Below are 25,832 nucleotides of genomic sequence, written 5' to 3'. Positions count from 1 at the left end.
GGGGCATGGAGATCTCCCTTGCAGGCAGGACCGCCGTGGTCACCGGATCCACCCAGGGCATCGGGCTGGCCATCGTCACCGCGCTGGCGCGGGCCGGGGCCCGGGTGGTGGTCAACGGCCGCAGCGCCGGGACGTGCGACCGCGCCGCCGAGGAGGTCCGCACGGTCGTCCCCGGCGCGGACGTCGTCCCGGTCGCCGCCGACGTCGCCACGGCCGCCGGCGCCGAGACGCTGCTGGCCGCCGTCCCGCGCGCCGACGTCCTGGTCAACAACCTCGGCATCTTCGGGGCCAGGCCGGTGCTCGAGGTCGACGACGACGAGTGGCGGCGCTACTTCGAGGTCAACGTGCTGTCGGGGGTGCGCCTGACCCGGGCCTACCTGCCCGGGATGACCGAGCAGGGGTGGGGCCGGGTGCAGTTCATCTGCAGCGACTCCGCGGTGGTCATCCCGGAGGAGATGGTCCACTACGGGATGACCAAGACCGCGCTGCTGGCGGTCTCCCGGGGCTACGCCAAGGCCGCCGCCGGCACCGGGGTCACCGTGAACGCCGTGATCGCGGGTCCGACCCACACCGCCGGCGTCGAGGACTTCGTGGCCGAGCTGGTCGGCACCGAGCTGCCCTGGGACGAGGCCCAGCGCGAGTTCATGCGGCGCCACCGGCCCCAGTCACTGATCCAGCGCCTCATCGAGCCGTCCGAGATCGCCAACCTCTGCACCTACCTGGCCTCCGACGCGGCGTCGGCGACCACCGGCGGCGCGCTCCGCGTCGACGGCGGCTACGTCGACGCGATCCTGCCCTGACCCGGCCGGGGCCGTCCGGGACCGTCAGCCGCGCCCGACGTGGTAGCCGACGAGCGCGGCGGTGCCGGGCTGCACGTCGGCCCACGAGCCACGGCAGGTGAACACGGCCGTCGCGCTGGTGGGGAACGACCCGGTGGCCATCGCGTTGCCGGCCTCGACGTCGCCCTCGTCGTCGTCGAGCAGCTGGGCCAGGGCGGCCACGGTCGGGTTGTGGCCCACCACGACGGCCGAGGTCACGGCGTCGTCGAGGGCCCGCACGAGGTCGAGCGCGTTGTCGACGTCGGCGGCGTACAGACCGCGGTCGAGCTCGGGCTCGACGTCCCACCCCGCGGCGGCGGCGGTCTCGCGCCACGTCTGCGCGGTCCGCGCCGCGGCCGAGACGAGGGCGTGCTGCGGCACGACGCCGAAGCCGGCGAGCCAGCGCCCGCCGTCGGCGGCGTCGGCGCGGCCGCCCTCGGTGAGCGCGCGGTCGAAGTCGGTCGTGCCGAGCGACTCGGCCCTGGCGTGCCGCATCACCACCAGGGTGCGGGGGGTGTCGACCATGCCGGCCACTTTAGTGCGACACCGCTCCCCCTAGGGTGACGCCCATGGCTAGCGGTCCACTCATGATCATCGGAGGCGCGGAGGACAAGCTCCGCAGGCGCACGATCCTCAAGGAGTTCGTCGCCGCTGCCGGCGGCGCCGAGGCGCGGATCGCGGTGGTGCCCACGGCGTCCTCGCTCGGTCCGGAGGTGGTCGAGGTCTACGACGCCCTCTTCCGCCGCGAGGGGGCCGCCGACGTGGTCGCGGTCCGTCCGGAGAACCGCGACGACGCCCACGACCCCGCCTTCGTCGCCCGGGTCGCCGGCGCCACCGGCATCTTCATGACCGGTGGCAACCAGCTCAAGCTGTCGGCGATCATCTGCGGCACGCCGCTCGGCGAGGCGATCGTCGCGGCGCGCGAGCGGGGCGCCGTGGTCGCCGGCACGTCGGCGGGCGCGAGCATCCAGTCCAGCCACATGGTCGCCTTTGGTGGCCCCGGCTCCACGCCCAAGCAGCGGATGACCCAGGTCGCGGCCGGTCTGGGCCTCGTGGAGTCGTCGGTGATCGACCAGCACTTCGACCAGCGCAACCGCTACGGTCGACTCCTCATGATCGTCGCCCAGTCACCCCAGCTGCTCGGGATCGGCGTCGACGAGGACACCTGCGCCGTCGTCGAGCGCGTCGGCGTGCCCGGTGGTGGGCCCGACGGCGGGCCCGGCGAGCAGCACGAGGTGCTGCGCGTCGTGGGGCGCGGCGCGGTGACGATCATGGACCCCTCCCGGATCACCACCAACGCCTTCGAGGCCCGCCGGTCGGCGCCCATCCTGGCCAGCGGCGTCGTCCTGCACGTGCTGCCGGAGGGCTCGGCGTTCAACCTGACCACGCGCTCCCTGCTCCCGCACGTCGCCGAGGTCGACCCCGGCGAGGCCGCCGAGATGGCCGAGGCCGGCCAGGACCTGCGCGAGCTGGCGCGCGACATCGCCGCCGCCGACACCTCTCCCGGCACCCTGAAGCGTCGTCTCGCCCGCAGCCGCGGCGCGACGCCCCGCCGGGCCGCGGCCGCCGCGCCGGCGGCCCCGCAGGACACCTACCCGGACACCCACCCGGACCCGACGGACGGAGCGACCCCGTGAGCGAGCGACCGACCCCCGACCTCTCGATCGTCGAGACCCGCGTCTACCGCGGCGCCAACATCTGGTCCTACGACAAGGCCATCCACCTCGTCGTCGACCTCGGCGCGCTCGAGGAGTTCCCGACCAACACCATCCCCGGGTTCACCGACAACATCCTCGCGATGCTGCCCGGCCTGAGGGAGCACTCCTGCTCGCGGGGCAAGCGCGGCGGTTTCGTCGAGCGGCTCAACGAGGGCACCTGGCTCGGCCACGTCGCCGAGCACACGGCGCTGGCCCTCCAGCAGGTCGTCGGGCACGACATGCGGCGCGGCAAGACCCGCGGCGTCAAGGGCAGCAAGGGCCTCTACAACGTCATCTTCGGCTACGCCGACGAGCAGGTCGGGCTGGCGGCGGGCCGGCTCGCCGTCCGGCTGGTCAACCACCTCGTCGAGGCCGACCCCGAGTTCGACTGGGACGTCGAGCTCGAGGAGTTCATCCGCCGGGCCCAGCGCACCGCGTTCGGTCCCTCCACGCAGGCCATCCTCGACGAGGCCGTCTCCCGCGACATCCCCTGGATCCGGCTCAACCAGCACTCCCTGGTGCAGCTCGGGCAGGGCGTGCACGCCAAGCGGATCCGCGCGACGATGACGTCCAACACCTCCGCCATCGCCGTCGACATCGCCTCCGACAAGGACCTCACGACCTCGCTGCTCGGCGCGGCCGGCCTCCCGGTGCCCAAGCAGGAGGTGATGCGGACCGTCGAGCAGGCGATCCGCGCCGCCGAGCGGATCGGCTACCCGGTCGTGCTGAAGCCGCTCGACGGCAACCACGGCCGCGGCGTGATCCTCGACAACGAGGACGAGGACGACGTCCGCGCGGCCTTCGAGGTCGCCAAGGCCGAGTCGCGGCGCGGCGTGGTCCTGGTCGAGTCGCAGATCGTCGGCAAGGACTACCGCTGCCTGATCATCGACGGCCGGGTCGCCGCGATCGCCGAGCGGGTGCCGGCCTCGGTCACCGGTGACGGCATCTCCACCGTCGAGCAGCTCGTCGACACCGCGAACGCCGACCCGCGCCGCGGCGTCGGGCACGAGAAGGTGCTCACCCGGATCAAGGTCGACGACGCCGCCGTCGAGCTGGCCCGCGAGCAGGGTTTCGCGATGACCGACGTCCCGCCCGAGGGCACCCACGTCAAGCTCGCCCTCACCGGCAACATGTCCACCGGTGGCATCTCGATCGACCGCACGTTCGAGGCCCACCCGGAGAACGTCGAGATCGCCGAGGAGGCCGCCCGGATGGTCGGCCTCGACATCGCCGGCATCGACTTCATCTGCCCCGACATCACCGAGCCGGTCCGCGAGACCGGCGGGGCGATCTGCGAGGTCAACGCCGCCCCCGGGTTCCGGATGCACACGCACCCGACGATCGGCGAGCCGCAGTTCATCGCCAAGCCGGTCGTCGACATGCTCTTCCCGCCCGGCGCGACGTCGCGGATCCCGATCATCGCCGTCACCGGCACCAACGGGAAGACCACGACCTCGCGGATGATCAGCCACATCTTCAAGGGGATGGGCCGCAAGGTCGGCATGACCTCGACCGACGGCGTCGTCATCGACGAGCGGCTGCTGATCCGCGCCGACGCCTCGGGTCCCCGCTCGGCCCGGATGGTGCTGCAGAACCCGCGCGTCGACACGGCCGTCTTCGAGGTCGCCCGCGGCGGCATCCTGCGCGAGGGTCTCGGCTACGAGCGCAACGACGTCGCCGTCGTCGTCAACGTGCAGCCCGACCACCTCGGCCTGCGCGGCATCGACACCGTCGAGCAGCTCGCCGACGTCAAGGCCGTCCTGGTCGAGGCGGTCCCGCGCGACGGGCACGCCGTCCTCAACGCCGACGACCCGCTGGTGCGGGCGATGCGGCGGCGCTGCTCGGGCCAGGTCGTGTGGTTCTCCATGGAGGAGCCGGGCACCGAGGTCCGCGACATGATCGATGCCCACTGCCGCCGCGGCGGCAAGGCGCTGGTGCTGAACCAGACCGAGCGCGGCGAGATGATCGTGGTCAAGCACGGGCCGCGCGAGATGCAGATGGCCTTCACGCACCTGCTGCCGGCGACGTTCAACGGCCGGGCCCGGATGAACGTGCAGAACACCCTGGCTGCCGCTGCCGCCGCCTTCGCGGCCGGCGCGCCGCTGCACGACATCCGCCAGGGGCTGCGGACCTTCTCCACGAACTACTACCTCTCCCCCGGCCGGCTGAACGAGGTCGACGTCAACGGCGTCAACGTCATCGTCGACTACTGCCACAACGCCCCCGGCATGCGGATGCTCGGCGACTTCGTCGACCGCACCGGCGACCTGCTGGAGTCCTCGCACGAGCTGGCGCGGCCCTCGCGGATCGGCGTCATCGCCACCGCCGGCGACCGGCGCGACCAGGACATGCGCGAGCTCGGCGAGATCGCCGCCCAGCACTTCGACGTCGTCATCATCCGGGAGGACGTCGGCCTGCGCGGCCGCGAGCGGGGCGAGGTCGCCCGGTTCGTCGACGAGGGCGTGCGCTCCGCGATGGCGGCCGGCGCCCGGTGCAAGCAGGTCGAGACCGTGCTCGACGAGATCGACGCCGTGCGCCACGGCCTGTCGCGGGCCAACCGGGGCGACCTGCTCGTCATCTGCGTCGACAAGCACGCCGCGGTGATGACCGAGCTCGAGACCTGGTCGTCGATGGCCCAGGCCGGGGCGGGGGCGTCGGAGGACGCGCCGGCCGCCGACCCGGACTTCTCGCCGGCACCTGCCGAGTGACCCCGGTCCCGTGAGGATCCTCGACCTCGGCGCGGCCGCCCACCGGCCGGTCGAGGCCAACGGCAGCGTCGGCTTCAGCATCGGGGCGATCGGCATCACCGCCGAGACGCACCTGGTCACGGTCACGCTGCGCCCCGGCGGCGTCGTCGGACGCCACCCGGCAGCGGGACGCCAGCTGCTCGTCGTCCTCTCGGGCGACGCGTCGGTCTCCGGCAGCAACGGCGACCCGGTCGGGATCGGCCCGGGCGAGGCCGCGGTCTGGGAGCCGAACGAGCTGCACGAGACGCGGACGACGTCCGGCCTGGTCGCGCTGGTGATCGAGGGCGACCTCGACCTGGGGCGACCCGGTCACCACGTCGATCCGGGCGACGTCTGAGCCCCTGCGGCATCCTGGTCGCGTGGACAACTACGGCACCGCCCACCTGGCGGCGATGACGCTCTTCGTCGTCGGCCTGCCGGTCGCCGCAATGCTGGGGCGGTGGGAGCTGCGCCACGACAGCCGCACCGTCAGCCGCACCGTGGCCGTGGCGATCCCGCTGGTGCACGTGCCGACGCAGGTCGTCGACGTCGTCACCCGCTTCGAGGTCGGGGTGTCGCTGCCCCTCCACCTCAGCGACCTGGCCTGGATCGCGACCGCCGTGGCGCTGTGGACCCACCACCGCCACGCGGTCGCCCTCACCTACTTCTGGGGCCTGGTGCTCACCACCCAGGCCATCGTGACGCCGTCGCTGGGCGAGGACTTCCCCGACCTGCGCTTCTTCGCCTACTGGGTCATCCACCTGGTCATCCCGTGGGCGGCGGTGTTCCTCGTCTGGGGACGCCGGCTCCCGCCCGCGTGGCGCGACTACCGCTTCACGCTGCTGGTCACGGCCACCTGGGCGGTGGCGGCGTACTGCTTCAACGCCGTCGCCGACACCAACTACGGCTACCTCCAGCGCAAGCCGTCGAACGGCTCGTTCCTCGACCTGCTCGGCCCCTGGCCCGTCTACGTCCTCGCCGAGATCGCCATCGTCGCCGCCATCTGGGCCCTGATGACCTGGCCCTGGGCCCGCCACCCCGCTGACCCGTCGCTGATCAGCGACGGGTCACCGCCACCGCCCCGCTGACCCGTCGCTGATCAGCGACGGGTCGGCTCAGGGGGTCTCGGCGGCGGTGCGGACCTTGGCCGCGAGGGTCTCGTTGGTGTCGGGAGTCCCGCCGTGCTCGGCGATCCAGTCGTAGCACTCCTGGCGCTCGGCGTGGCACATCAGCCCGACGACGTCGCCGGGCAGGGCCTGGCCGACGAGGGCGGCGAGCACCGCGACCTCCGTGGGGTAGGCCGGGACGCCGGTGACGCCGACCCGCTCGGCGCCGGTGCGCATGAGCGTCTCGAGCTCCTCGAGGGTGCGTCCGCGCAGGTACTTGTCCTTGTGCCCGATCGCGACGACGTCGCTGTCGCGCGCCGCGATCTCGCCGAGCTTCTCGATCAGCTCGTCGGTGCGGTCGCCGACGACCCCGAGACCGAGCAGCAGCCGGCCGCCGGGCGCGCGGACGCCGTTCATGATCTCCATCAGCGCCTCGAGGCCGGCCTCGTTGTGGGCCAGGTCCATCACGACCGAGGTGCCGAGGGTGTCGGGGCCGCCGGGCAGGGTGAAGAAGTTCATCCGGCCCGGGTTGTGCTCGGCGTCCGGGCGGAAGGTGCGCAGCCCCTCGACCACCGTGTCGCGCGGGATCTTGATCGCCAGCGCGGCCGAGGCCGCGGCGAGGGTGTTCTCCACGTTGAAGCGCGACAGACCGGCCAGCGTCATCGGCACCTCGACCAGCTCGACCAGCGGGTCGGGGTCGGCGTTCGGGCGCAGGACGCAGACCCAGCCGTCGATGACGGTGGTCGCGCGCCCGCCGTCGGAGAGCGTGTCGCGGACGCCGGGCGAGTCGACGTCGCGGGAGAAGACCCACGGCCGGGCCCGGATGACGGTGCGCATCGCGTAGACGCGGGGGTCGTCGGCGTTCAGGACCGCCCAGCCGGAGCGGCGGGTGATCCGCGGCACGACGGCCTTGACCTCGGCGAGCTGGTCGACGGTGTCGATGCCCTGCAGGCCGAGGTGGTCGGCGGTGACGTTGGTGACGACCGAGACGTCGTTGCGCGCCAGCCCGATCCCCTTGAGCAGGATGCCGCCGCGCGCGGTCTCGGTGACGGCCAGCTGGACCTCGGGGTGCGCGAGCACCCGGCCGGCGCCGCTGGGGCCGGAGTAGTCGCCGGCCTCGACCATCTCGCCGTCGACGTAGATCCCGTCGGTGTTCGACCACCCGACCAGCAGCCCCTGGGTGCGGGCGATGTGGGCGACCATCCGCGACGTCGTGGTCTTGCCGTTGGTGCCCGTCACTGCGACGACCGGGATCGTCGGCGTGATCGTCGTCGGCTCCGGGCCCGCCTCGGCCGTGCGCACGCGCTCGGCGGCGGCCGAGACCGCGGCCTCCAGGTCGGCGCTGAGGACGGCGTCCAGCACCGACCCGACCGCGCGGCCCATCTCCTCGGCCTTGGTGCGGTGCCGCCACGGGAACGCGACGACGACCTCGTGCGGGTTGCTGGTCGACCGCACCCGGACGGCGAGCCGCAGCGTCCCCGACTCCTGCGCCACCGCGCGCACCAGCCGGGCGACCGCCCGCAGCGCGAAGCGCTGCCGGAACCCCGTCTCCGGCGCGGACGGCCGGGCGTTGCGCAGCCCGATCCGCGCGGCGAAGCGCGTCGCGGTCTCCTCGGAGGCGATGCTCAGCCCCCCGATGTCGAGGGTGAGCTTGATGGCGGCACGCGGGAAGTAGAGGTTGGGTCCCTCGAGGACCCGCAGCTCGAGCAGCGAGGACGTCACCGGGCCGACGCTATCGAACCCGCGGCCCACCGCCCCGGTCCCCCCGACCCGGCGGGTGGCCGGGGGCCGGGGACCAGGCGGTCAGGCGCCGGTGGCGTGGAACCCGCCGTCGACGTGGACGATCTCGCCGGTCGTGGCCGGGAAGAGGTCGGAGAGCAGCGCGCACACCGCCTTGGCGGTGGGCACGTGGTCGGTGTTGTCCCAGCCGAGGGGGGCGCGGGTGGCCCACAGCTCCTCGAGGTCCTCGAACCCGGGGATCGCCTTGGCGGCGAGGGTCTTGAGCGGGCCGGCCGAGACGAGGTTGACCCGGATGCCCTCGGCACCGAGGTCGCGGGCGAGGTAGCGCGACGTCGACTCGAGGGCGGCCTTCGCGACGCCCATCCAGTCGTAGGCGGGCCAGGAGACCGTCGCGTCGAAGGTGAGCCCGACCACCGAGCCGCCCTCCGACATCAGCGGCTTGGCGGCCATCGCGAGCGCCTTCAGCGAGTACGCCGAGACCTGGACGGCCTGGGCGACGTCGGACCACGGCCCGCCGAGGAACTTGCCGCCGAGCAGCGTCTCGGGGTTGCCGTAGGCGATCGAGTGGACGACGCCGTCGAGGTGGGCGTCGGCGCCCAGGTGCTCGCGCACCTGGTCGGCGAGACCGGCCAGGTGGTCGTCGTCGGTGACGTCGAGCTCGAGGACGGGCGGGGTCTCCGGGAGTCGCTTCGCGATCCGCCGGGTGATGCCCAGCGCGCGCCCGAAGTTGGAGATGAGCACCGTGGCGCCCTGCTCCTGCGCGACCTTCGCGGTGGCGAAACCGATGGAGGAGTCCATCGTCACGCCCGCGACCAGGATCGTCTTGCCGGCGAGGATCCCGCCGGTGGCTGAGCTCGTCGTGTCCATCAGTGCCCCATTCCTAGTCCGCCGTCGACGGGGATGACCGCCCCGGTCACGTACGCCGCGCCGTCGCCGGCCAGCCAGGTCACCGCCGCGGCCACCTCGGCCGGGTCGGCGTAGCGGCCGAGCGGCACCTGCGTCTTGATCGCTGCCTTCTGCTCGTCGGTGAGGACGTCGGTCATGTCGGTGGCCACGAAGCCCGGCGCCACCACGTTCGCGGTGATCGAGCGCGAGCCGAGCTCGCGCGCCAGCGAGCGGGCCATGCCGACGAGCCCCGCCTTGGACGCCGCGTAGTTGACCTGCCCGGGCGAGCCGAGGAGGCCCACGACCGAGGAGATGAAGATGATCCGGCCGCGGCGCAGCCGCAGCATCCCCTTCGCGGCGCGCTTGGCGAGCCGGAAGGAGCCGGTGAGGTTGGTGTCGATGACGCTCGACCAGTCCTCCTCCGACATCCGCAGCACCAGGGTGTCGGCGGTGATGCCGGCGTTGGCGACCAGCACCTCGACCGGGCCGAGCTCGGCCTCGATCGTCTTGAACGCCGCCTCCACCGCCGCCGGGTCGGTGACGTCGCAGGTGACGTCGAGCGCACCCTCGGGTGCGCCGCCGCTGCGCGTGGTGACGGCGACCTTGTCGCCCTGGGCGACGAAGGCCTCGGCGATGGCGCGGCCGATGCCGCGGTTCCCGCCGGTGACCAGGACGACGCGCGGTGGGTGCTCGGCGGGCTCCGCCTCGGTGTGGCTCACCCTCGGACGCTATCGATTACCCGTAGGTAGGAGAAAAGCGGCCGCCGGGGCGTCTACTCGTCGTCCTCGAGCCGGAAGCCGAGCTTGAGGCCCACCTGGTAGTGCTCCACGGTGCCGTCCTTGATCTGGCCGCGGACCTGGGTGACCTCGAACCAGTCGAGGTGGCGCAGGGTCTGGCTGGCGCGCTCGATGCCGTTGGAGATGGCCTCCTCGATGCCCTCGGGGGACGTGCCGACGATCTCGGTCAGGCGGTAGGTGCGGTTCGTCATGGAGGCGACTCTAGTGCTCCGGACCCGTCACCCCAGGGGTGTCCGCGCGCGTGCCCGCGCGACGTAGGCTCGAGACATGGCTCGCACCCGGGCAGGCACCGACGACACCGTCCGCATCACCACCGCGGCGGGAAGCCGCGCCGCCGAGATCCGCTCCCGACAGAAGCGCTACCTGCTCTCGATGAGCCTGCGCACGCTCTGCTTCGTGGGGGCGGTGATCGCCTCGCTCTCGGGCGTCGACTGGCTGTGGCCGATCCTGGTGGCCGGGGCGATCGTGCTCCCCTACATCGCGGTCGTGATGGCCAACGCCGCCGCCAACCTCTCCGACGGCTTCCGGCTGCGCGAGGGCGACTTCACCCGCCCCGAGCTCGGCGCCTCCACCCGCCGCGACCGGGAGCTCTGAGTGGAGCCCGACACGTGCTCGGCCAAGGGCTGCCGCGCGCCGGCGACCTGGCAGCTGTTGTGGAACAATCCCAAGCTGCACACCCCGGAGCGGCGCAAGACCTGGCTGGCCTGCGACGACCACCGCGGCTCCCTCGAGCAGTTCCTCGGCGCGCGCGGCTTCCTCAAGGACACCGTGCCGCACGTGCTCGGGTCCGAGTCGGGCGCGAGCCAGGACCCGTCAGCCGCCGATCGCTGACATCGGCCGCTGCGGCTGCAGGAACGACGGGTCGTCGATCCCGTGGCCGGCGAGCTTGCCGCGCATCGCGGTGACCCAGCGGCGGGCGAGCTCGTCGTCGGGTGCGCCGGCGCGCAGCGCCCCGCGCAGGTCGGACTCCTCACGGGCGAACAGGCAGGTGCGGACCTGACCGTCGGCGGTGAGCCGGACGCGGTCGCAGTCGCCGCAGAACGGGCGGGTGACCGAGGCGATGACGCCGACGGTGGCCGGGCCGCCGTCGACGAGGAACCGCTCGGCGGGTGCGCTCCCCCGCGGCTCGCCGTCGGGGGTCAGCACGAAGGACTGCTCGAGGGTCGCCAGGATCTCGTCGGCGGTGACCATCCCGTCGCGCGACCAGCCGTGCTGGGCGTCGAGCGGCATCTGCTCGATGAAGCGCAGCTCGTAGCCGCGCTCGACGCACCAGGCCAGCAGCTCGCCGGCCTGGTCGTCGTTGACCCCGCGCATCAGCACGGCGTTGACCTTGACCGGGCCGAGCCCGGCGTCGGCCGCGCCCTGGAGGCCGGCGACGACGTCGTGCAGCCGGTCGCGCCGGGTGATGGTGTGGAAGGTCTCGGCGCGCACCGTGTCGAGGCTGACGTTGACGCGGTCGAGCCCCGCGGCGGCGAGGGCCGGCGCGGTGCGGGCCAGGCCGAGACCGTTGGTGGTCAGCGACGTCTCGACGCCGAGCGCGTGGGTGCGGGCCACGATGTCGACCAGGCCGCGGCGCACCAGGGGCTCGCCACCGGTGAACCGGACCTCCCGGACCCCGAGCCGCTCGACGGCCACCGTGACCAGCCGGACGACCTCGTCGTCGGTGAGCTGCTGGTCGCTGGCCATCCAGTCCAGACCCTCGGCCGGCATGCAGTAGGTGCAGCGCAGGTTGCACTTGTCGGTGAGCGAGACCCGGAGGTCGGTGGCGACCCGACCGTAGCCGTCGGCCAGCGGGGTGACCGGGAGCACGGTGGGAGCGATGACCTGCATGCGGCCAGCCTACGCACGCCTCGGTAGATTTCGAGGGTGCACTCGTACCGCTTCCTCCTGAGCCGCCGCTGGCTGCTGTTCGGGCTGACCGTGGTGCTGCTCTCCACCTTCGCGTGGTGGCTCGGTGAGTGGCAGTTCGGGCGCCTCGAGGACCGCAAGGACCGCAACGCCGCCGTGCGGGCCAACGAGGACCAGGACCCGACGCCCGTCGAGGACGTCCTGGCCCCGCCGGGCGGCGACCTCCCGCGCGACGAGGAGTGGCGCGTGGTCACCGCGACGGGGACCTACGACGTCGACGACACCGTGATCGTGCGCTACCGCACCCGCGACGGGCAGGCCGGCGTCGACGTCGTCGTGCCGCTCGTGACCGCCGGCGGCACCGCCGTCGTGGTCAACCGCGGCTGGCTGGCCACCGAGAACCGCGGCACCGCCTCCCCCGACGACGTCCCTGCGCCGCCGTCCGGCGAGGTCACCATCACCGGGTGGGCGCGCGTCGACGGCACCGGAGACAGCATCGCCGTGGAGGACCAGTCCACGCGGGCCATCAACAGCGAGCGGATCGGCGCGGCGCTCTCGCGCGACGTGTACGGCGGTTTCGTGAACCTCCGCTCGGAGGACCCGCCGGCCGCCACGACGCTGGAGCAGACCGAGCTGCCCGAGCTCGACAACGGTCCGCACTTCTTCTACGGCCTCCAGTGGTGGTTCTTCGGCGTCCTGGCGCTGTTCGGGTTCGGCTACCTGGCCTACGACGAGCACCGGCGCGGTCCCCGCGGCGAGCGGCCGCACCGTGAGCCCCGACCCCGGCGGACCAACGTCCCGGCCGGGTCGCAGCGCCGCGACGCCGTCGCTCAGAGCGCGCGCAGCATGCCGCCGTCGACGGGCAGCATGACGCCGGACACGAACGACGCCGCCGGCGACAGCAGGAACGCCGCCGCCCGGCCGAACTCCGCCGGCTCGCCGTAGCGGCCCAGCGGGATCGTCCGCAGGGCGGCCGCGCGGGCCGCGTCGGCGTCGCCGGAGGCGGCGTCCAGCTCCGCGACCCGCTCGGTGCCGACCCGGCCGGGCAGGAGCCCGTTGACCCGGACGCCGCGCGGTCCGACCTCGTCGGCGAGGGTCTTGGCGACCATGGCCAGTCCCGGTCGTAGCCCGTTCGAGAGAGCCATGTCGGGCAGCGGTGAGCGGACGCTCGAGGAGAGCACGAAGGCCAGCGACCCGCTCTCGCCCAGCTCGGTGGCGAGCTCGCGGCCCAGCCGGACGGCGCCGAGGAAGACCGACTCGAACGCCGTGCGCCACTGGTCGTCGGTGACGTCGGTAACCGGCCCCCTCGGCGGGCCGCCGACGGAGACCAGGGCGCCGTCGAGCCGCCCCCAGGCGTCGCGGGCGGACGCCGCCAGGCGGGCCGGCGTGTCGGGGTCGGCGTTGTCGGCCACGACCGTGGCGACGGCGTCGGCGCCGAGGCGCTCCCGGGCGGCGTCCAACGTCTCGGCCGAGCGGCCCGACAGCACCACGCGCGCGCCCTCGGCGACCAGGACGTCGGCCGTGGCCCGCCCGAGCCCGCGGGCGCCCCCGGTGACGACGTACACGCGGTCGGTCAGTCCGAGGTCCATGACGCCAACCTACGGAGTCAGCCCGTGCACGGTCGACCGCCGCCGTCGGTGGCGGTGGCCAGCGGCGGGCCGCCGACGGCGCAGTGCGGGAGGTGCTGCACGCCCTCGTCGGGCGGCGCCGGGTCGTCGGGCTCGAGGACGTCGTTGCGGACCGTGAGCGCGGCGAGGACCCCGGCGAGCAGGAGCACCCCGGCCGAGATCCACAGCGCCCGCGCGAACCCGTCGCCGACCCCGTCGGTGACGCCGGCCAGGACGGGGACGGCGGCCAGGGCGATAAGGCCGCCGGTGCGGGCGACGGCGTTGTTGACCCCGGAGGCCATGCCGACGTGCTCGTCGGGCGCCGCGCCGAGGGCGGCCGCGGTGAGCGGCGCGACCATGATCGCGAGCCCGAGGCCGAACACGACGACCCCCGGGAGCACGTCGGCCAGGTAGCCGGCGTCGGCGTCGATCCGCGACAGCAGGAGCAGGCCGCCGGCGGCGACGAGCGGGCCGAGGCTCATCTGCAGGCGGGGACCGATCCGCGCGGCCAGTGCGCCGGAGCGCGACGAGAGCAGCAGCATGAGGGCGGTGACGGGCAGCAGCGCGGAGCCGGCGGCCACCGGGCCGAACCCGGCGACCTCCTGCAGCTGCACGACGAGCAGGAAGAACACCACGCCGAAGCCGCCGTAGACGAGGAACGTGACGGCGTTGACCGCGCTGAACTGGGCGGTGCGGAACACCTCCAGCGGCAGGATCGGGTAGCGGGCGCGCCGCTCGCGCAGCACGAACGCCACCGCGGCCAGCGCGCCGACGACGCCCGCCACGACCGCGGCACGGCCGCCGGACTCGATGAGGGCGTAGGTCGCCCCCGCCAGCGCGAGTGCGCCGACCAGGCCGCCGGTCCAGTCGATCGGCGTGCCGGCGGCGGCCGGGTCGCGGGTCTCGGGGACGTGCCGGGCCGCGAGCCAGACGACGACCACCGCCAGCGGCAGGTTGACCAGGAAGACCCAGCGCCACGACACCGTGTCGACCAGCCACCCGCCGAGCAGCGGGCCGATCGCCGTGGCCACCCCGCCGAGGCCGGACCACGCCCCGATCGCCCGGGCGCGGTCGGCCGGCCGGAAGGAGACCTGGAGGATCGCCAGGCTGCCCGGCGTCAGCAGCGCGGCGCCGACGCCCTGGACCGCCCGGGCGGCGATCAGCGTGCCGACGTCCTGGGCGAGGCCGCAGGCCAGGGAGGCCAGGGCGAACCAGACGACGCCGACGACGAAGACCCGGCGCCGGCCGAAGCGGTCGCCGAGCGTGCCGCCCAGCAGGATGAACGAGGCCAGGGTGAGCGCGTAGGCGGTCACCGTCCACTGGAGGGCGGCGAAGTCGGCGTCGAGGTCGTCGCCCAGGGCGGGCAGCGCGACGTTGACCACGGTCGCGTCGATCCCGGCGAGCGCCGAGCCGAGGATCGTGGCCAGCAGCACCCACCGGCCCGGGCCCGAGGTGAGGGCCAGGCCGGGCGCGGTGGGTGCGGCGGCGTCAGGCATCGGTGGGGACCAGGTCGGCGCCGCCGTCCACCTCGTGCCGCGGGTCGGGGCGCTCGTCGTGCTGGGCGAACTGGGTGCGGTAGAGCTCGGCGTACAGCCCGCCCCGGCGGAGCAGGTCGGTGTGGGTGCCGAACTCCACGATCCGGCCGTCGTCGAGCACCAGGATCTGGTCGGCGTTGCGGACCGTGGAGAGCCGGTGGGCGATGACCAGGGACGTGCGGCCCTCGAGCGCGGCGTCGAGCGCGCGCTGGACGGCGGCCTCGGACTCCGAGTCGAGGTGGGCCGTCGCCTCGTCGAGGACGACGATCGCGGGCGACTTCAGCAGCAGCCGGGCGATCGCGAGCCGCTGCCGCTCGCCGCCGGAGAGCCGGTAGCCGCGGTCGCCCACGACGGTGTCGAGACCGTCGGGCAGCGAGCGGACCAGCCGGCCGACCTGCGCGGCGTCGAGGGCGTCCCAGATCTCCTCGTCGGTCGCCGCCGGCCGCGCGTAGCGGAGGTTGGCACCGATGGTGTCGTGGAACATGTGGGCGTCCTGGGTGACGTAGCCCACGACGTCCTCCAGGGACTGCAGGGTGACGTCGCGGACGTCGTGCCCGCCGACGCGGACCGCGCCGCCCTGGACGTCGTAGAGCCGGGCCACGAGGTGGGTCACGGTGGTCTTGCCGGCCCCGGACGGGCCGACGAGGGCGATCATCTCGCCCGGCTCGGCCACGAAGCCGACGTCGGTGAGCACCTGGGCCTGCTCGCGGGACTCCTTGCGCGCGACCTTCTCCAGCGAGCCCAGCGACACGTCCTCGGCGCGCGGGTAGCTGAACGAGACGTGCTCGAACTCGAGGCGGCCTGCGGTCGGGGGCAGCACCACGGCGTCGTGCTTCTGCTTGATCAGCGACGGCAGGTCGAGCACCTCGAAGACCCGCTCGAAGCTGACCAGCGCGGTCATCACGTCGACGCGGACGTTGGAGAGCCCCTGCAGCGGGCCCAGCAGCCGCAGCAGCAGCGTCGCCAGGGCGAGCAGCGTGCCGACGGTGAGGGTGCCCTCGATGGCCAGGTAGCCGCCGACGCCGTAGACCAGGGCGGTCGCCAGGGCGGGGACGAGCATCATCGTGGCGCCGAAGATGCGGGTGATGAGCGAGATGCGGACGCCGAGGTCGCGGACCACGGAGGCCTTCTCACCGAAGAGCGTGTCCTCCTCGGAGCGGCGGCCGAAGAGCTTGAGCAGCATCGCGCCGCCGACGTTGAAGCGCTCGGTCATGGCGTTGCCGAGGTCGGCGTTGCCGTCCATCTGGCGCCGGGTGAGGCCGGCGAGGCGGGCACCGACCCACCGCGAGACGCCGAACAGGACCGGGAACATGAGCAGGCACAGGATCGTGACCTGCCAGCTCAGCGCCAGCATCGCGATGCCGACCACGACGACCGCGATCGAGTTCGAGACCGTGCTCGACAGCACCGAGGTGAACGCGCGCTGGGCACCGACGACGTCGTTGTTGAGCCGGGAGACCAGCGCCCCGGTCTGGGTGCGGGTGAAGAACGCCAGCGACTGGCGCTGCACGTGGGCGAAGACCCGCGTGCGCAGGTCGAAGATCAGGCCCTCCCCGATGCGGGAGGAGAACCAGCCGGCGAAGACCGAGAGCACCGCGCTAAAGACGGCGAAGCCGGCCATCGCCAGGGCGACGCCGAGGACGACGCCGCGGTCACCGGCGATGATGCCGTCGTCGACGACCCGCTGCACCAGCAGCGGGGTGACCACCACGGTCGCGGCGTCGACGACGGTCAGGGTCAGGAAGACGGCGATGAGCCGCCGGTGCGGGCGCGCGAAGCCGAGGACGCGGCGGATCGTCTGCCGCGAGACGCGGTTGTCGACGACGCTGCGGTCGGTGCGCAGCGAGCGCCAGGCTGCGCCGCCGCCCATGGGACTGATGGAGGACATGGTCCACCTCCGTGCTTGTTCGGGGGTCCTACTGCTGGCCCCCCAGGAGGGCGGCGAGCTCACGGAACCGGCGACCCTGCGCCTCGCGCTCGAGGCGGCGTTGGGTGTCGAGGTCGCGGTCGGTGGCGCCGAGGAGCAGCGCCTTGGTCTCCCGGACCGCTCCGGGGAGCGGCGCGGTGAGGGCGGTGACGAGCTGGGCCAGCCTGGCGTCGAGTGCGTCACCCGGGACGGCATCGATCGCGATGCCGATCCGCACCGCCTCCTCGGCGCCCACGTTGCGGGCCGTGGCGCAGATCTCCAGCGCCCTCGAGTAGCCAACCGCGTCGACCAGCGGTTTTGTTCCCGTCAGGTCGGGCACCAGGCCCAGCGCGGCCTCCTTCATGCAGAACGTGGCGTCGTCGGCGGCCAGCACCAGGTCGCACGACAGGGCCAGCTGGAACCCGGCACCGATCGCGTGGCCGCGGACGGCCGCGATCGAGACGAACCGCGGGTCGCGCAGCCAGGTGAAGCCCTCCTGGTACTCCCCCACCGTGCGCGAGAACGCCTCCTCGTCGAGGGTCAGCAGGTCGGCGACGCGCTCCTGCCCGTCGCCGCCGCCGGGCGTCAGCAGCGTGCGGTCGAGGCCGGCGGAGAACGTCGCGCCGGCGCCGCGGACGACGACGACCCGGACCTCGTCGGGCAGCCAGGCGCCGATCTCGGCGAGCGTGCGCCACATCGTCGGCGTCTGGGCGTTGCGGACCTCGGGCCGGTCGAGGGTGATGGTCGCGACGGCACCGTCGACCTCGAGGCGGAGGCGGGCCGCCGCCAGCCGGTCGGGACTGATCGGGGCGCCGGTGTCGGTGGTCATGCGGTGAGTGTAGGAGCCGGCACCGACAGGGCTTGATCTCAACCTCACTTGAGGTTGAACACTGGCTGCGATCGCACCGATCGACCCCGCCAGCACCGTCAGACCAGGAGGACGCCCATGCCCGTCGCACTCGTCACCGGAGGATCGGCCGGACTCGGCCGCGCCCTCGTCCACACCCTCGGCGCGCGGGGGTGGACCGTCGTCACCGACGGCCGCGACCACGCCCGCCTCGCGGCCGCCGTCGGCACCCTGCCCGCCGTCGTCCCCGTGGTCGGTGACGTCGCCGACCCCGCGCACGTGGAGGCGCTGGCCCGCGAGGTCGGCTGGCTCGGCCGCCTCGACCTGCTCGTGCACAACGCCAGCACGCTCGGCCCGCTGCCGCTGCGCCCGCTGCGCGAGACCAGCACCGAGGAGCTGCTCGACGTCTGGCGGGTCAACGCCGCCGCCCCGGTCGCCCTGACCCGGGCGGTCCTGCCCCAGCTGCGCACGGCGTCCGGCGTGGTCGTCTCGCTGTCGAGCGACGCCGCCGTGGAGCACTACGAGACCTGGGGTGCCTACGCCGCCGGGAAGGCTGCGCTGGACCACCTCACCCTCACCCTGGCGGCCGAGGAGGACCTCACCGCCTACGCCGTCGACCCCGGCGACATGCGCACCGCGATGCACCAGGACGCGTTCCCGGGCGAGGACATCTCCGACCGGCCGCTGCCCGAGACGGTGGTGCCCCAGCTGCTGGCGCTGCTCGCCGCGCGACCCCCGAGCGGTCGCTACCGGGCGGCGTCGTTCGCCCAGGTGCCGGCGTGAGGATCCTCGAGGAGCACCCGACGACCGTCTTCACCCCGCCGCCGGGCGCCTTCGCGCCCGCACCCGCCGAGGCCCGCGGCGTCGCCCGCGACGCGACCCGGCTGCTGGTCGCGTCCCGTCACGGCACCGCCCACGCCCGGTTCCGCGACCTCGCCGACCACCTGGAGCCCGGCGACCTGGTCGTCGTCAACAACTCCGCGACGGTCGCCGGCCAGCTCGACGCGCGGTCGTCGCGGCACGGCGCGGTCGTCGTCCACCTCGCCACCCCGCTCGACGACGGCACGTGGGTCGTCGAGGTCCGGTCCGCACCGGACGCCGCGCGCGCCGTCCTCGGTGCCGAGCCGGGCGACGTCGTCACGGCCGCGGGCCTGGGCCTGGAGCTGCTCGAGCCGCACCCCCGCGACGGCTCCTCGCCGACCGGTCGCGGCAACCGGCTGTGGCGGGCGCGCGCGGACGGCGACGTCGTGCGGACCCTCGAGCGCCACGGCCGCCCGATCGCCTACGGCTACCTCGACCGCGGCTACCCGCTCCCGGACTACCAGACGATCTTCGCCAGCCGTCCCGGCAGCGCCGAGATGCCGTCGGCCGCGCGGCCCTTCACCACCGACCTGGTGACCCGGCTGGTGTCGAAGGGGGTCGGGGTCGTCCCGGTCACCCTGCACACCGGGGTGTCGTCGCAGGAGGCCGGCGAGGCCCCGCAGGCCGAGCGGTTCGAGGTCACCGACGCCACCGCCCGCGCCGTGAACGCCGCCCGCGCCGGCGGCGGCCGGATCGTCGCGGTCGGCACCACCGTCACCCGCGCCCTGGAGTCGGCCGTCTCCGACGCCGGCCGCCTCGAGGCCCGCGCCGGCTGGACGACCCGCGTCGTGACCCCGGGCGCCCCGCCCCACGTCGTCACCGGCCTGGTCACCGGCTGGCACGACCCCGCGGCGTCCCACCTGTTGCTCGTGGAAGCCGTCGCCGGCGCGGCGCTCAGCCAGGTGGCCTACGACGCCGCCGTCGCCGGCGGGTACCTCTGGCACGAGTTCGGTGACGCCGCGCTGTTCCTGCCCTGACGGGGCGGGAGTTTCACCGCTGAAGCGGTGAAACTCGCGCTTGCCGGCTGAAACTTCACGACAGGAGCGTGAGTTTCACCGCTCAAGCGGTGAAACTCCTCGCCCAGCCCTACGCCAACGACACCAGGTCGGCGTAGCCGTCGTTCCAGAGGTCCTCGTCGCCGTCGGGGAGCAGCAGCACCCGGTCGGGTTCGAGCGCGCGGACGGCGCCCTCGTCGTGGGTGACCAGGATGATCGCGCCCTCGTAGGTGCGGATGGCGGCCAGCACCTCCTCGCGGGAGGCGGGGTCGAGGTTGTTGGTGGGCTCGTCGAGCAGCAGGACGTTGGCGCTGGAGACGACGAGGGAGGCCAGCGCGAGGCGGGTCTTCTCACCGCCCGACAGGACGGCGGCCGGCTTGTTGGCGTCGTCGCCGGAGAAGAGGAAGGAGCCCAGCACCGACCGGGCCTCGGTGTCGGTGAGCTGCGGAGCGGCGCTCTGCATGTTCTCCAGCACGGTGCGCGAGGTGTCGAGCGTCTCGTGCTCCTGGGCGTAGTAGCCCAGCTTGAGCCCGTGCCCGGGGGTCACGACGCCGGTGTCGGGGCGGTCGACGCCCGCGAGGATCCGGAGCATCGTGGTCTTGCCGGCCCCGTTGAGGCCGAGGATGACGACGCGGGAGCCCTTGTCGATGGCGAGGTCGACGTCGGTGAAGACCTCGAGCGAGCCGTAGGACTTCGACAGCTCGGCGCCGGTGAGCGGCGTCTTGCCGCACGGCGCGGGCGAGGGGAACTTGATCCGCGCGACCTTGTCGGCCTGCCGCTCGCCCTCGAGGCCGGCCATCATCTTCTCGGCGCGCTTGAGCATCGACTGGGCGGCGACCGCCTTCGACGCCTTGGCGCGCATCTTGTTGGCCTGGTCGGTGAGGGTCTTGGCCTTCGACTCGGCGTTGGCCCGCTCGCGCTTGCGCCGCTTCTCGTCGGTCTCGCGCTGGGTCTGGTAGTGCCGCCAGCCCATGTTGTAGACGTCCATGACGCAGCGGTTGGCGTCGAGGTGGAGGACCTTGTTGACGGTCTCCTCGAGCAGCGCGTTGTCGTGGCTGATCACGATGAACCCGCCCTTGTGGGACTTCAGGAAGTCGCGCAGCCAGACGATCGAGTCGGCATCGAGGTGGTTGGTCGGCTCGTCGAGGATCAGCACCTCGGCGTCGGAGAAGAGGATCCGGGCCAGCTCGACGCGCCGCCGCTGGCCGCCGGAGAGCGTCTTGAGCGGCTGGTTGAGGATGCGGTCCTCGATGCCGAGGCTGGCCGCGATCGTGGCGGCCTCCGACTCCGCGGCGTACCCGCCGCCGGCGTGCATCTCGTCGTCGGCGCGCGTGTAGCGCCTCATCGCCTTCTCGCGCACGTTCGGGTCGTCGCTGGCCATCTGCTCCTCGGCCGCGCGCATCTTGCGGACGACGGCGTCCAGGCCGCGCGCGGAGAGGATCCGGTCGCGGGCGAGGACCTCGGGGTCGCCGGTGCGCGGGTCCTGCGGGAGGTAGCCCACCTCGCCGGTGCGCGTCACGTTGCCGGCGGCGGGCAGCGACTCGCCCGCGAGGATCTTGGTGAGGGTGGTCTTGCCGGCGCCGTTGCGGCCGACGAGCCCGACCTTGTCGCCGGCGGCGACGCGGAAGGAGACGTCCTCCATGAGGAGCCGGGCACCGGCCCGGACCTCGAGCTGATGAGCGGTGATCATGGTGAGGCCGATTCTAGGGTCGGCACGCGCCCACACCCCCATCGGTGGGCGACCGCCGGGCCCCCACGGGTCTAGATTGCCCGCATGCGCTTCAACCCCAAGGCCCGTCTCGACACCGGACGCGTCTCCGACGCAGGACGTGGCGGCGGTGGTGGCGGGGGCGGCGGCGGGTCCCGGCTGCCGATCCCCGGCGGCATGGCCGGCGGCGGTGGCGTGATCGGCGTCATCGCGATCGTGGTGTTCGTCGCGGTCCAGCTGCTCGGCGGCGGGGGCGGCGGTGGCGGGGTCAGCGGTGGCGGGCTGAGCGCGGCCAAGTTCACCGACACCGGCCGCTACGCCGACTGCAAGACCGGCGAGGACGCCAACAACAGTGCCGACTGCGCCCGCGTCGCGGTGGAGAACTCGCTCACCGACTTCTGGGGCGACACCCTCGGCAGCGACTTCCGCGCCGAGGACCGGATCGTCACCTTCGAGGGCTCGATCAACACCGGTTGCGGCGGTGCGACGTCGTCCGTGGGCCCGTTCTACTGCCCGGGCGACGAGACGATCTACCTCGACGACGCCTTCTTCGACGACGTCCTGGTCGGCCAGCTCAAGGGTCCGGAGGGCGCCTTCGTCGAGCCCTACGTGCTCGCCCACGAGTACGGGCACCACGTCTCCAACCTGATCGGGACCCTCGGGAAGGTCACCGGCGAGACCGGTCCGCAGAGCACCGGCGTCCGCCTCGAGCTCCAGGCCGACTGCTTCGCCGGCATGTGGGCCAAGCACGCGACCGAGACCGAGGACTCCACCGGCAACGTCCTGCTCCTCGACCTCACCCAGGACGACATCACCACCGCCCTCGACGCCGCCAAGACCGTCGGCGACGACTACATCCAGAAGCGCAGCGGCGGCTCGGTCGACGAGGAGGTCTGGACCCACGGCTCCTCGGCCCAGCGCCAGAAGTGGTTCCAGGTCGGCTACACCGAGGGCACGATGCAGGCCTGCGACACCTTCGGCGCCTCCCGCGTCTGACCGACCTCGACCGACCCACCCCGGCCCCGGCGCGGGCCGGACCGGTCACCAGCCGAGGAGGGCCTCGACGGCGGTGGCCTGGCGCTGGAGGGCGCGCAGGTAGGGCGCCACGGCGGGGTGGCGGAACTTGCCCGCGAGGGCGCCCTCGCCGCCGGCCACCCGGGCCAGCGCCCACTCGGCGCGGGTGAAGGCGGTGTAGACGGCGCTGACCCGCGCGCCGAGGACGACGTCGTCGCGGTCCACGTGGCCCATCGGGCCGCCCGCCAGGCCCACCAGGTAGGCGTCGAGCAGCGGCTCGAACTCCTCGCGCGCGGTCAGGGAGAAGTAGCCGAGGTCGCAGCCGACCGGTCCGAGGCCGAGGGTCGCCCAGTCGATGGCGACGGCGTCGTCCCCGTCGCGGCCCGGCACGTTCACGTGCGAGGGGTCCCCGTGCTGCGCGACGGCGGGCAGCGCGTCGAGGAGGTCGAGGAAGCTGCCCCGGCGCGACCACAGGTGGTCGGCGACGTCGGCGGCCGTCGTCCGGGCGAGCGTGGGCCACCCGCCCGCCCGGCGCTCGGTGCGGGCGAGCCGCTGGCGGAGCAGGTCCCGGGCGAGGAACCGCGGCCGCGGCAGCGCGACGCCGGCGAAGCGGCCCAGCGCCACCGCCACGAACAGTCCGCTCGCGGCGGCGTCCTCCACCCACGGGCGGGTGATGGTGAGGCCCTCGGCGTCCTCCTCGACCGAGGCGGGCACCGCGCGCAGGCCGCGGGTCGCGGCGACCAGGCCGGTCGCGAGGACGTCGGCCTCGCGACGCCAGTACGCCGGGTGCGTGGGGTCGGAGAGCTCGGCGGCGTCACCGTGCTGGGGCGCCGCCAGCCGCTTGATGACGACGGGGTGGTCGCCGAGCGCCGCGCGCCACACCCCGACCGTCGACACACCGGTGCCGCCGGGCAGGGCGTGCCACCCCGGCTCGGGCTCCCACATGGCTCGGAACCTACTGGACGCGGGGCGGCAGACGGTGGAGCCGGACGTCGGTCAGCGCGCCGTCGTGGGCCGTCAGCGTGAGGTAGGTGCAGTGCGGCTGGCGTCGCCGGTCCGTCGGCGAACCCGGGTTGAGCAGCCGCAGGCCGCGCGGCGTCGTGGTGTCCCAGGGGATGTGACTGTGCCCGAACACCAGCACGTCGGCGTCGGGGTGGGCGGCCTCGCAGCGCTGCTCGCGCCCCTGCTTGGCACCGGTCTCGTGGACGACGGCGAAGCGCACCCCGCCGATGCGGGCCGTCGCGACCTCGGGGAGCCGGGCCCGCAGCTCCGGCCCGTCGTTGTTGCCGTACACCCCGACGACCCGGCGCGCACGCTCCTCGAGCCGGTCGAGGGTGGCCAGGTCGACCCAGTCGCCGGCGTGCACCACGACGTCGGCGGCCGCGACCTGCTCCCACACCTCGGCCGGCAGGTCGCGGGCGCGCCGGGGCAGGTGGGTGTCGGCGAGGAGGAGGACGTGGGTCACGCGTTGACGACCTCCACCTGGAGCGCGGTGGCGTCGGCGACGGCCTGCTCCAGCACCGAGCGCCGTGGGTCCGGGACCGCCAGCCACGGCGCGACCACGACGGCGCCGCGCAGCCGCGGGTCGGCCAGGACCTCGTCGACGGCGCCGTGGTCCCCGCCGGTGACCAGGGGGCCGTGCAGCCCGCCGAGGATCCGCGCGGCGTGGTCGGCCGCCGCCTCGTAGGCCTGCCGGGCCTGGTTGTCGCGACGTCGGGCGAAGCGCTGCTGCGACTGCCCGCCGGCCTTGGTGCGGCCCTGGACGTGGCGCTGGCCGGTCTTGGACTCCCCCAGCGTGGTGCCGCGCAGCCGCGCCATCGCGAAGCCACCCTTGCGGACCAGGAGCACCCCCCAGTCGTCGGGGACGACGACCCGGTCGGCCAGGGCTGCCGGGGCGCCGTCGTGCCCGGCGTCGAGCGCGCGGTCGAAGGGCAGCCGCACCGCGAAGCGCGACCCGTCCTCCGCGGTGCCGGTCAGGACGCCGTCCGCGACCGCGTGGGCGGTCGGTCCGTGGCTGCGCTCGAAGTTGTCGAGCCACCGGGCCCATCGGGCGGCGGGGACGAGGACGGTGGCCACGTCGGTGACGTTAGCGACCCGGTCGAGGGAACCTGGTGGGAGGCTGCCGCGTGTCATGGGTGTGGAGCGCGAGGACGAGCACCAGGTCGAGGAGGTCTACGCCCGGGCGGCGGGGCCGCTGATCGGCCTGCTCACCGTGCTGGGCGGCTCGCGTGCGGACGCCGAGGAGGTCGCGCAGGACGCGTTCGTGCGGCTGCTCGAGCACTGGACCAGGGTCCGCGGCTACGACGACGTGGACGCGTGGCTGCGCACCGTGGCCGTCCGGCTGCTGGTCTCGCGCCAGCGGCGCCGCAAGGTCGCGGCCCTCGGTCTCGGCCGGCTGCGGGCCCGGGCCGCGGGCTCGGTCGAGGGACCGGACGGCGTCCGGCTCGACGTCGGCGCCGCGGTGGCCGCGCTGCCGCTGGACCACCGTGCGATCCTCCTGCTCCACCACGTCCACGACCTGCCGGTCGAGGAGGTCGCCGCCCTGCTGCGGGTGCCCGTCGGCACGGTCAAGTCGCGCCTCTCGCGCGCGCGGGCGGCCCTCGCACCCCGGCTCACCGAAGGGAGCACCCCGTGACCGAACCGTTGGACCGCCTCGTGCAGGACGCCACCCCCGCGCACCCGCCGCCGTTCGCCGACGTCGTGCGCCGGCGCCGGGCCCGGCGGCTGCGGCGACGCGCCGCTGCCGGGGTCGGGGTGGCTGCAGTCGCCGTCGTCGCCCTCGCCGTCGTCGACGGTCCCGGCGACCGTCCCGGCCCGGAGGCCGACGACCCGGCGACGTCGGCGAGCGACCCGGCGTCCGACCCCGTGCCGTCCGATCCCGTGCCGTCCGATCCCGTGCCATCCGATCCCGTGCCGTCCGAACCCGTGCCCACCACGGCCACGTCGCCCCTCGAGCCCGACGACGGCGTGGGCGACGAGCCACCTCGTCTGGTGCTCGACGGGACCCGGGGGCCGGTGCTGGCTCTCCAAGGCTCCTACTGCTGGGGCAGCACCTGCGCCGACCGGGCGTTCCCCGCCCCCGCGGACGTCCCGCTGGTGGCCCCGGTCGCACCGCTGCGGGCGGCGTTTCCCCTGGCCGGGCGGTGGGACGCCGACGTGACCCCCGGCGTGGGCGACCCCGGCTGCGCCCGGTACCCGGTGCTCGTCGAGCCGGCCGCCGACGACCAGCTGCTGCTGACGCCGTCCGGCCCGGGCGGCGACCGGATGGGCTCCTACTTCGTCCGGCCCGAGGCCGGTGGTGACACGTCCGGTCTGTGGCGGTGGCCGGTGCCGGCCCGGGACGGCCGGGCGCTGGCCTGGCTCGACCTGCGCCAGAACACGCCGAGCTCGGGTGGCGAGGCCGGGGTCACGCTCCACGTCGACGACGCGGCGGTCGACGGCGACGTCTCGGCGTCGGTGAGGATCACCGCCGCGGACGGCGCGGTGGGGCGCACCGTCGCGCTGCCGCGCACCGACCAGCACTGCGACGGCGACGGGTTCGTGGAGCTCGGGACGCCCTGGGGGGTGCGGCAGCAGCGCATCGACGGGATCGGCCCGGCGCCCTACTCCTACGTCGTCGACCTCGTCGTCGACGGCACCCACCACACGGGCACCGGCACGTTCGCCGGCGGCTCGGGCGGTGGCGACTCGCGGATCACCTTTGACCCGCCGCTGCCGGCCTCCTGAGGCCGCGCCGCAGCAG

At 74.1% G+C, this 25,832-nt stretch carries 27 protein-coding genes; 13 read left to right on the top strand and 14 right to left on the bottom strand.

Going from position 1 to position 25,832, the window contains the following annotated elements; all coding sequences use genetic code 11:
• The first annotated feature begins 5 nt into the window (after window positions 1-5).
• Window positions 6-800 carry an SDR family NAD(P)-dependent oxidoreductase gene (locus FE634_RS09785; RefSeq protein WP_138875764.1) on the top strand — a complete coding sequence of 265 codons (795 nt, stop codon included), beginning with the start codon at window positions 6-8 and terminating at the stop codon, window positions 798-800.
• A 24-nt stretch (window positions 801-824) separates the two neighbouring features.
• Here the strand turns inward: FE634_RS09785 and FE634_RS09780 are convergent, their stop codons facing one another.
• Complete coding sequence (locus FE634_RS09780; RefSeq protein WP_138875763.1) at window positions 825-1,343, bottom strand: SixA phosphatase family protein; 519 nt, start codon at window positions 1,341-1,343, stop codon at window positions 825-827.
• A 44-nt stretch (window positions 1,344-1,387) separates the two neighbouring features.
• On the opposite strand from FE634_RS09780, the gene FE634_RS09775 reads away from it, so the two are divergent.
• Genes FE634_RS09775 through FE634_RS09760 form a run of 4 tightly spaced genes read left to right on the top strand, consistent with a single transcriptional unit; the run spans window position 1,388 to window position 6,329 of the window.
• Window positions 1,388-2,455 carry a cyanophycinase gene (locus FE634_RS09775; protein ID WP_138875762.1) on the top strand — a complete coding sequence of 356 codons (1,068 nt, stop codon included), beginning with the start codon at window positions 1,388-1,390 and terminating at the stop codon, window positions 2,453-2,455.
• The gene (gene cphA / locus FE634_RS09770; protein WP_138875761.1) at window positions 2,452-5,223 is read left to right on the top strand and encodes a cyanophycin synthetase; all 2,772 of its coding nucleotides are present in this window, start codon (window positions 2,452-2,454) and stop codon (window positions 5,221-5,223) included. The genes FE634_RS09775 and cphA overlap by 4 nt, the downstream gene beginning before the upstream one ends.
• Window positions 5,224-5,233: 10 nt before the next feature.
• The gene (locus FE634_RS09765; RefSeq protein WP_170981405.1) at window positions 5,234-5,599 is read left to right on the top strand and encodes a cupin domain-containing protein; all 366 of its coding nucleotides are present in this window, start codon (window positions 5,234-5,236) and stop codon (window positions 5,597-5,599) included.
• Between the two features lie 22 nt (window positions 5,600-5,621).
• Entirely contained in the window at window positions 5,622-6,329 is a 708-nt protein-coding gene (locus FE634_RS09760; protein ID WP_138875760.1) for a YwaF family protein, read from the top strand.
• Between the two features lie 27 nt (window positions 6,330-6,356).
• Here FE634_RS09760 and FE634_RS09755 read toward each other — a convergent pair whose 3' ends face one another.
• The 4 genes from FE634_RS09755 to FE634_RS09740 all read right to left on the bottom strand — a co-directional run bounded on the left by FE634_RS09755 (window position 6,357) and on the right by FE634_RS09740 (window position 9,960).
• Window positions 6,357-8,069, bottom strand: a complete 1,713-nt coding sequence (locus tag FE634_RS09755; protein ID WP_148240546.1) for a Mur ligase family protein — start codon at window positions 8,067-8,069, stop codon at window positions 6,357-6,359.
• An 81-nt stretch (window positions 8,070-8,150) separates the two neighbouring features.
• On the bottom strand, window positions 8,151-8,954 hold the full coding sequence (gene fabI, locus FE634_RS09750) for an enoyl-ACP reductase FabI (protein ID WP_138875759.1): 804 nt from the start codon (window positions 8,952-8,954) through the stop codon (window positions 8,151-8,153).
• Window positions 8,954-9,691 (bottom strand): beta-ketoacyl-ACP reductase, encoded by a 738-nt coding sequence (locus FE634_RS09745; protein WP_137291929.1) that lies wholly within the window; start codon window positions 9,689-9,691, stop codon window positions 8,954-8,956. The genes fabI and FE634_RS09745 overlap by 1 nt, the downstream gene beginning before the upstream one ends.
• A 53-nt stretch (window positions 9,692-9,744) precedes the next feature.
• A complete protein-coding gene (locus FE634_RS09740) occupies window positions 9,745-9,960 on the bottom strand; it encodes a dodecin (protein ID WP_134766106.1) in 216 nt (71 codons plus the stop codon).
• A 76-nt stretch (window positions 9,961-10,036) separates the two neighbouring features.
• On the opposite strand from FE634_RS09740, the gene FE634_RS09735 reads away from it, so the two are divergent.
• Together FE634_RS09735 and FE634_RS09730 are read left to right on the top strand one after the other, a co-directional pair.
• Window positions 10,037-10,363: a DUF3099 domain-containing protein gene (locus tag FE634_RS09735; RefSeq protein WP_137291930.1), complete on the top strand. Its 327-nt coding sequence runs from the start codon at window positions 10,037-10,039 to the stop codon at window positions 10,361-10,363.
• Complete coding sequence (locus FE634_RS09730) at window positions 10,364-10,600, top strand: acetone carboxylase (protein WP_138875758.1); 237 nt, start codon at window positions 10,364-10,366, stop codon at window positions 10,598-10,600.
• On the opposite strand, the gene moaA is transcribed toward FE634_RS09730, so the two are convergent.
• Window positions 10,583-11,599: a GTP 3',8-cyclase MoaA gene (gene moaA / locus FE634_RS09725; protein ID WP_138875757.1), complete on the bottom strand. Its 1,017-nt coding sequence runs from the start codon at window positions 11,597-11,599 to the stop codon at window positions 10,583-10,585. The genes FE634_RS09730 and moaA overlap by 18 nt on opposite strands.
• Before the next feature lie 36 nt (window positions 11,600-11,635).
• Here moaA and FE634_RS09720 point away from each other — a divergent pair, with 36 nt between their 5' ends.
• On the top strand, window positions 11,636-12,562 hold the full coding sequence (locus FE634_RS09720; protein ID WP_137291933.1) for an SURF1 family cytochrome oxidase biogenesis protein: 927 nt from the start codon (window positions 11,636-11,638) through the stop codon (window positions 12,560-12,562).
• Here the strand turns inward: FE634_RS09720 and FE634_RS09715 are convergent.
• Genes FE634_RS09715 through FE634_RS09700 form a run of 4 tightly spaced genes read right to left on the bottom strand, consistent with a single transcriptional unit; the run spans window position 12,448 to window position 17,494 of the window.
• Entirely contained in the window at window positions 12,448-13,206 is a 759-nt protein-coding gene (locus FE634_RS09715) for an SDR family oxidoreductase (RefSeq protein ID WP_148240545.1), read from the bottom strand. The genes FE634_RS09720 and FE634_RS09715 overlap by 115 nt on opposite strands.
• A 17-nt stretch (window positions 13,207-13,223) precedes the next feature.
• Window positions 13,224-14,720, bottom strand: a complete 1,497-nt coding sequence (locus FE634_RS09710; RefSeq protein ID WP_137291935.1) for an MFS transporter — start codon at window positions 14,718-14,720, stop codon at window positions 13,224-13,226.
• Window positions 14,713-16,647 carry an ABC transporter ATP-binding protein gene (locus tag FE634_RS09705; protein ID WP_262347640.1) on the bottom strand — a complete coding sequence of 645 codons (1,935 nt, stop codon included), beginning with the start codon at window positions 16,645-16,647 and terminating at the stop codon, window positions 14,713-14,715. The genes FE634_RS09710 and FE634_RS09705 overlap by 8 nt, the downstream gene beginning before the upstream one ends.
• A 28-nt stretch (window positions 16,648-16,675) precedes the next feature.
• Entirely contained in the window at window positions 16,676-17,494 is an 819-nt protein-coding gene (locus tag FE634_RS09700; protein WP_138875755.1) for an enoyl-CoA hydratase/isomerase family protein, read from the bottom strand.
• Window positions 17,495-17,611: 117 nt separating this feature from the next.
• Between FE634_RS09700 and FE634_RS09695 the strand changes: the two genes are divergently transcribed.
• Window positions 17,612-18,295: an SDR family NAD(P)-dependent oxidoreductase gene (locus FE634_RS09695; RefSeq protein WP_138875754.1), complete on the top strand. Its 684-nt coding sequence runs from the start codon at window positions 17,612-17,614 to the stop codon at window positions 18,293-18,295.
• The gene (locus FE634_RS09690; RefSeq protein ID WP_222847697.1) at window positions 18,292-19,350 is read left to right on the top strand and encodes an S-adenosylmethionine:tRNA ribosyltransferase-isomerase; all 1,059 of its coding nucleotides are present in this window, start codon (window positions 18,292-18,294) and stop codon (window positions 19,348-19,350) included. The genes FE634_RS09695 and FE634_RS09690 overlap by 4 nt, the downstream gene beginning before the upstream one ends.
• A gap of 109 nt (window positions 19,351-19,459) precedes the next feature.
• Here the strand turns inward: FE634_RS09690 and FE634_RS09685 are convergent, their stop codons facing one another.
• Complete coding sequence (locus FE634_RS09685; RefSeq protein ID WP_137291938.1) at window positions 19,460-21,058, bottom strand: ABC-F family ATP-binding cassette domain-containing protein; 1,599 nt, start codon at window positions 21,056-21,058, stop codon at window positions 19,460-19,462.
• A gap of 84 nt (window positions 21,059-21,142) precedes the next feature.
• Between FE634_RS09685 and ypfJ the strand changes: the two genes are divergently transcribed.
• Window positions 21,143-22,072 (top strand): KPN_02809 family neutral zinc metallopeptidase, encoded by a 930-nt coding sequence (ypfJ, locus tag FE634_RS09680; protein WP_138875753.1) that lies wholly within the window; start codon window positions 21,143-21,145, stop codon window positions 22,070-22,072.
• A gap of 45 nt (window positions 22,073-22,117) precedes the next feature.
• Here the strand turns inward: ypfJ and FE634_RS09675 are convergent, their stop codons facing one another.
• Genes FE634_RS09675 through FE634_RS21325 form a run of 3 tightly spaced genes read right to left on the bottom strand, consistent with a single transcriptional unit; the run spans window position 22,118 to window position 24,166 of the window.
• Complete coding sequence (locus FE634_RS09675) at window positions 22,118-23,035, bottom strand: phosphotransferase (RefSeq protein WP_148240544.1); 918 nt, start codon at window positions 23,033-23,035, stop codon at window positions 22,118-22,120.
• 10 nt (window positions 23,036-23,045) lie between these two features.
• Entirely contained in the window at window positions 23,046-23,555 is a 510-nt protein-coding gene (locus tag FE634_RS21330; RefSeq protein ID WP_212721361.1) for a metallophosphoesterase family protein, read from the bottom strand.
• Window positions 23,552-24,166 carry an acVLRF1 family peptidyl-tRNA hydrolase gene (locus FE634_RS21325; RefSeq protein WP_212721363.1) on the bottom strand — a complete coding sequence of 205 codons (615 nt, stop codon included), beginning with the start codon at window positions 24,164-24,166 and terminating at the stop codon, window positions 23,552-23,554. Before FE634_RS21325 ends, FE634_RS21330 begins: the two co-directional genes overlap by 4 nt.
• A gap of 55 nt (window positions 24,167-24,221) precedes the next feature.
• Between FE634_RS21325 and FE634_RS09665 the strand changes: the two genes are divergently transcribed.
• The gene (locus tag FE634_RS09665; protein WP_138875751.1) at window positions 24,222-24,725 is read left to right on the top strand and encodes an RNA polymerase sigma factor; all 504 of its coding nucleotides are present in this window, start codon (window positions 24,222-24,224) and stop codon (window positions 24,723-24,725) included.
• Complete coding sequence (locus FE634_RS09660) at window positions 24,722-25,816, top strand: hypothetical protein (protein ID WP_148240543.1); 1,095 nt, start codon at window positions 24,722-24,724, stop codon at window positions 25,814-25,816. The genes FE634_RS09665 and FE634_RS09660 overlap by 4 nt, the downstream gene beginning before the upstream one ends.
• Window positions 25,817-25,832: the final 16 nt, after the last annotated feature.

Source organism: Nocardioides sp. S-1144 (assembly GCF_005954645.2).
Classification (GTDB): domain Bacteria; phylum Actinomycetota; class Actinomycetes; order Propionibacteriales; family Nocardioidaceae; genus Nocardioides; species Nocardioides dongxiaopingii.
This window is presented reverse-complemented; position numbering and strand designations above follow the sequence as displayed.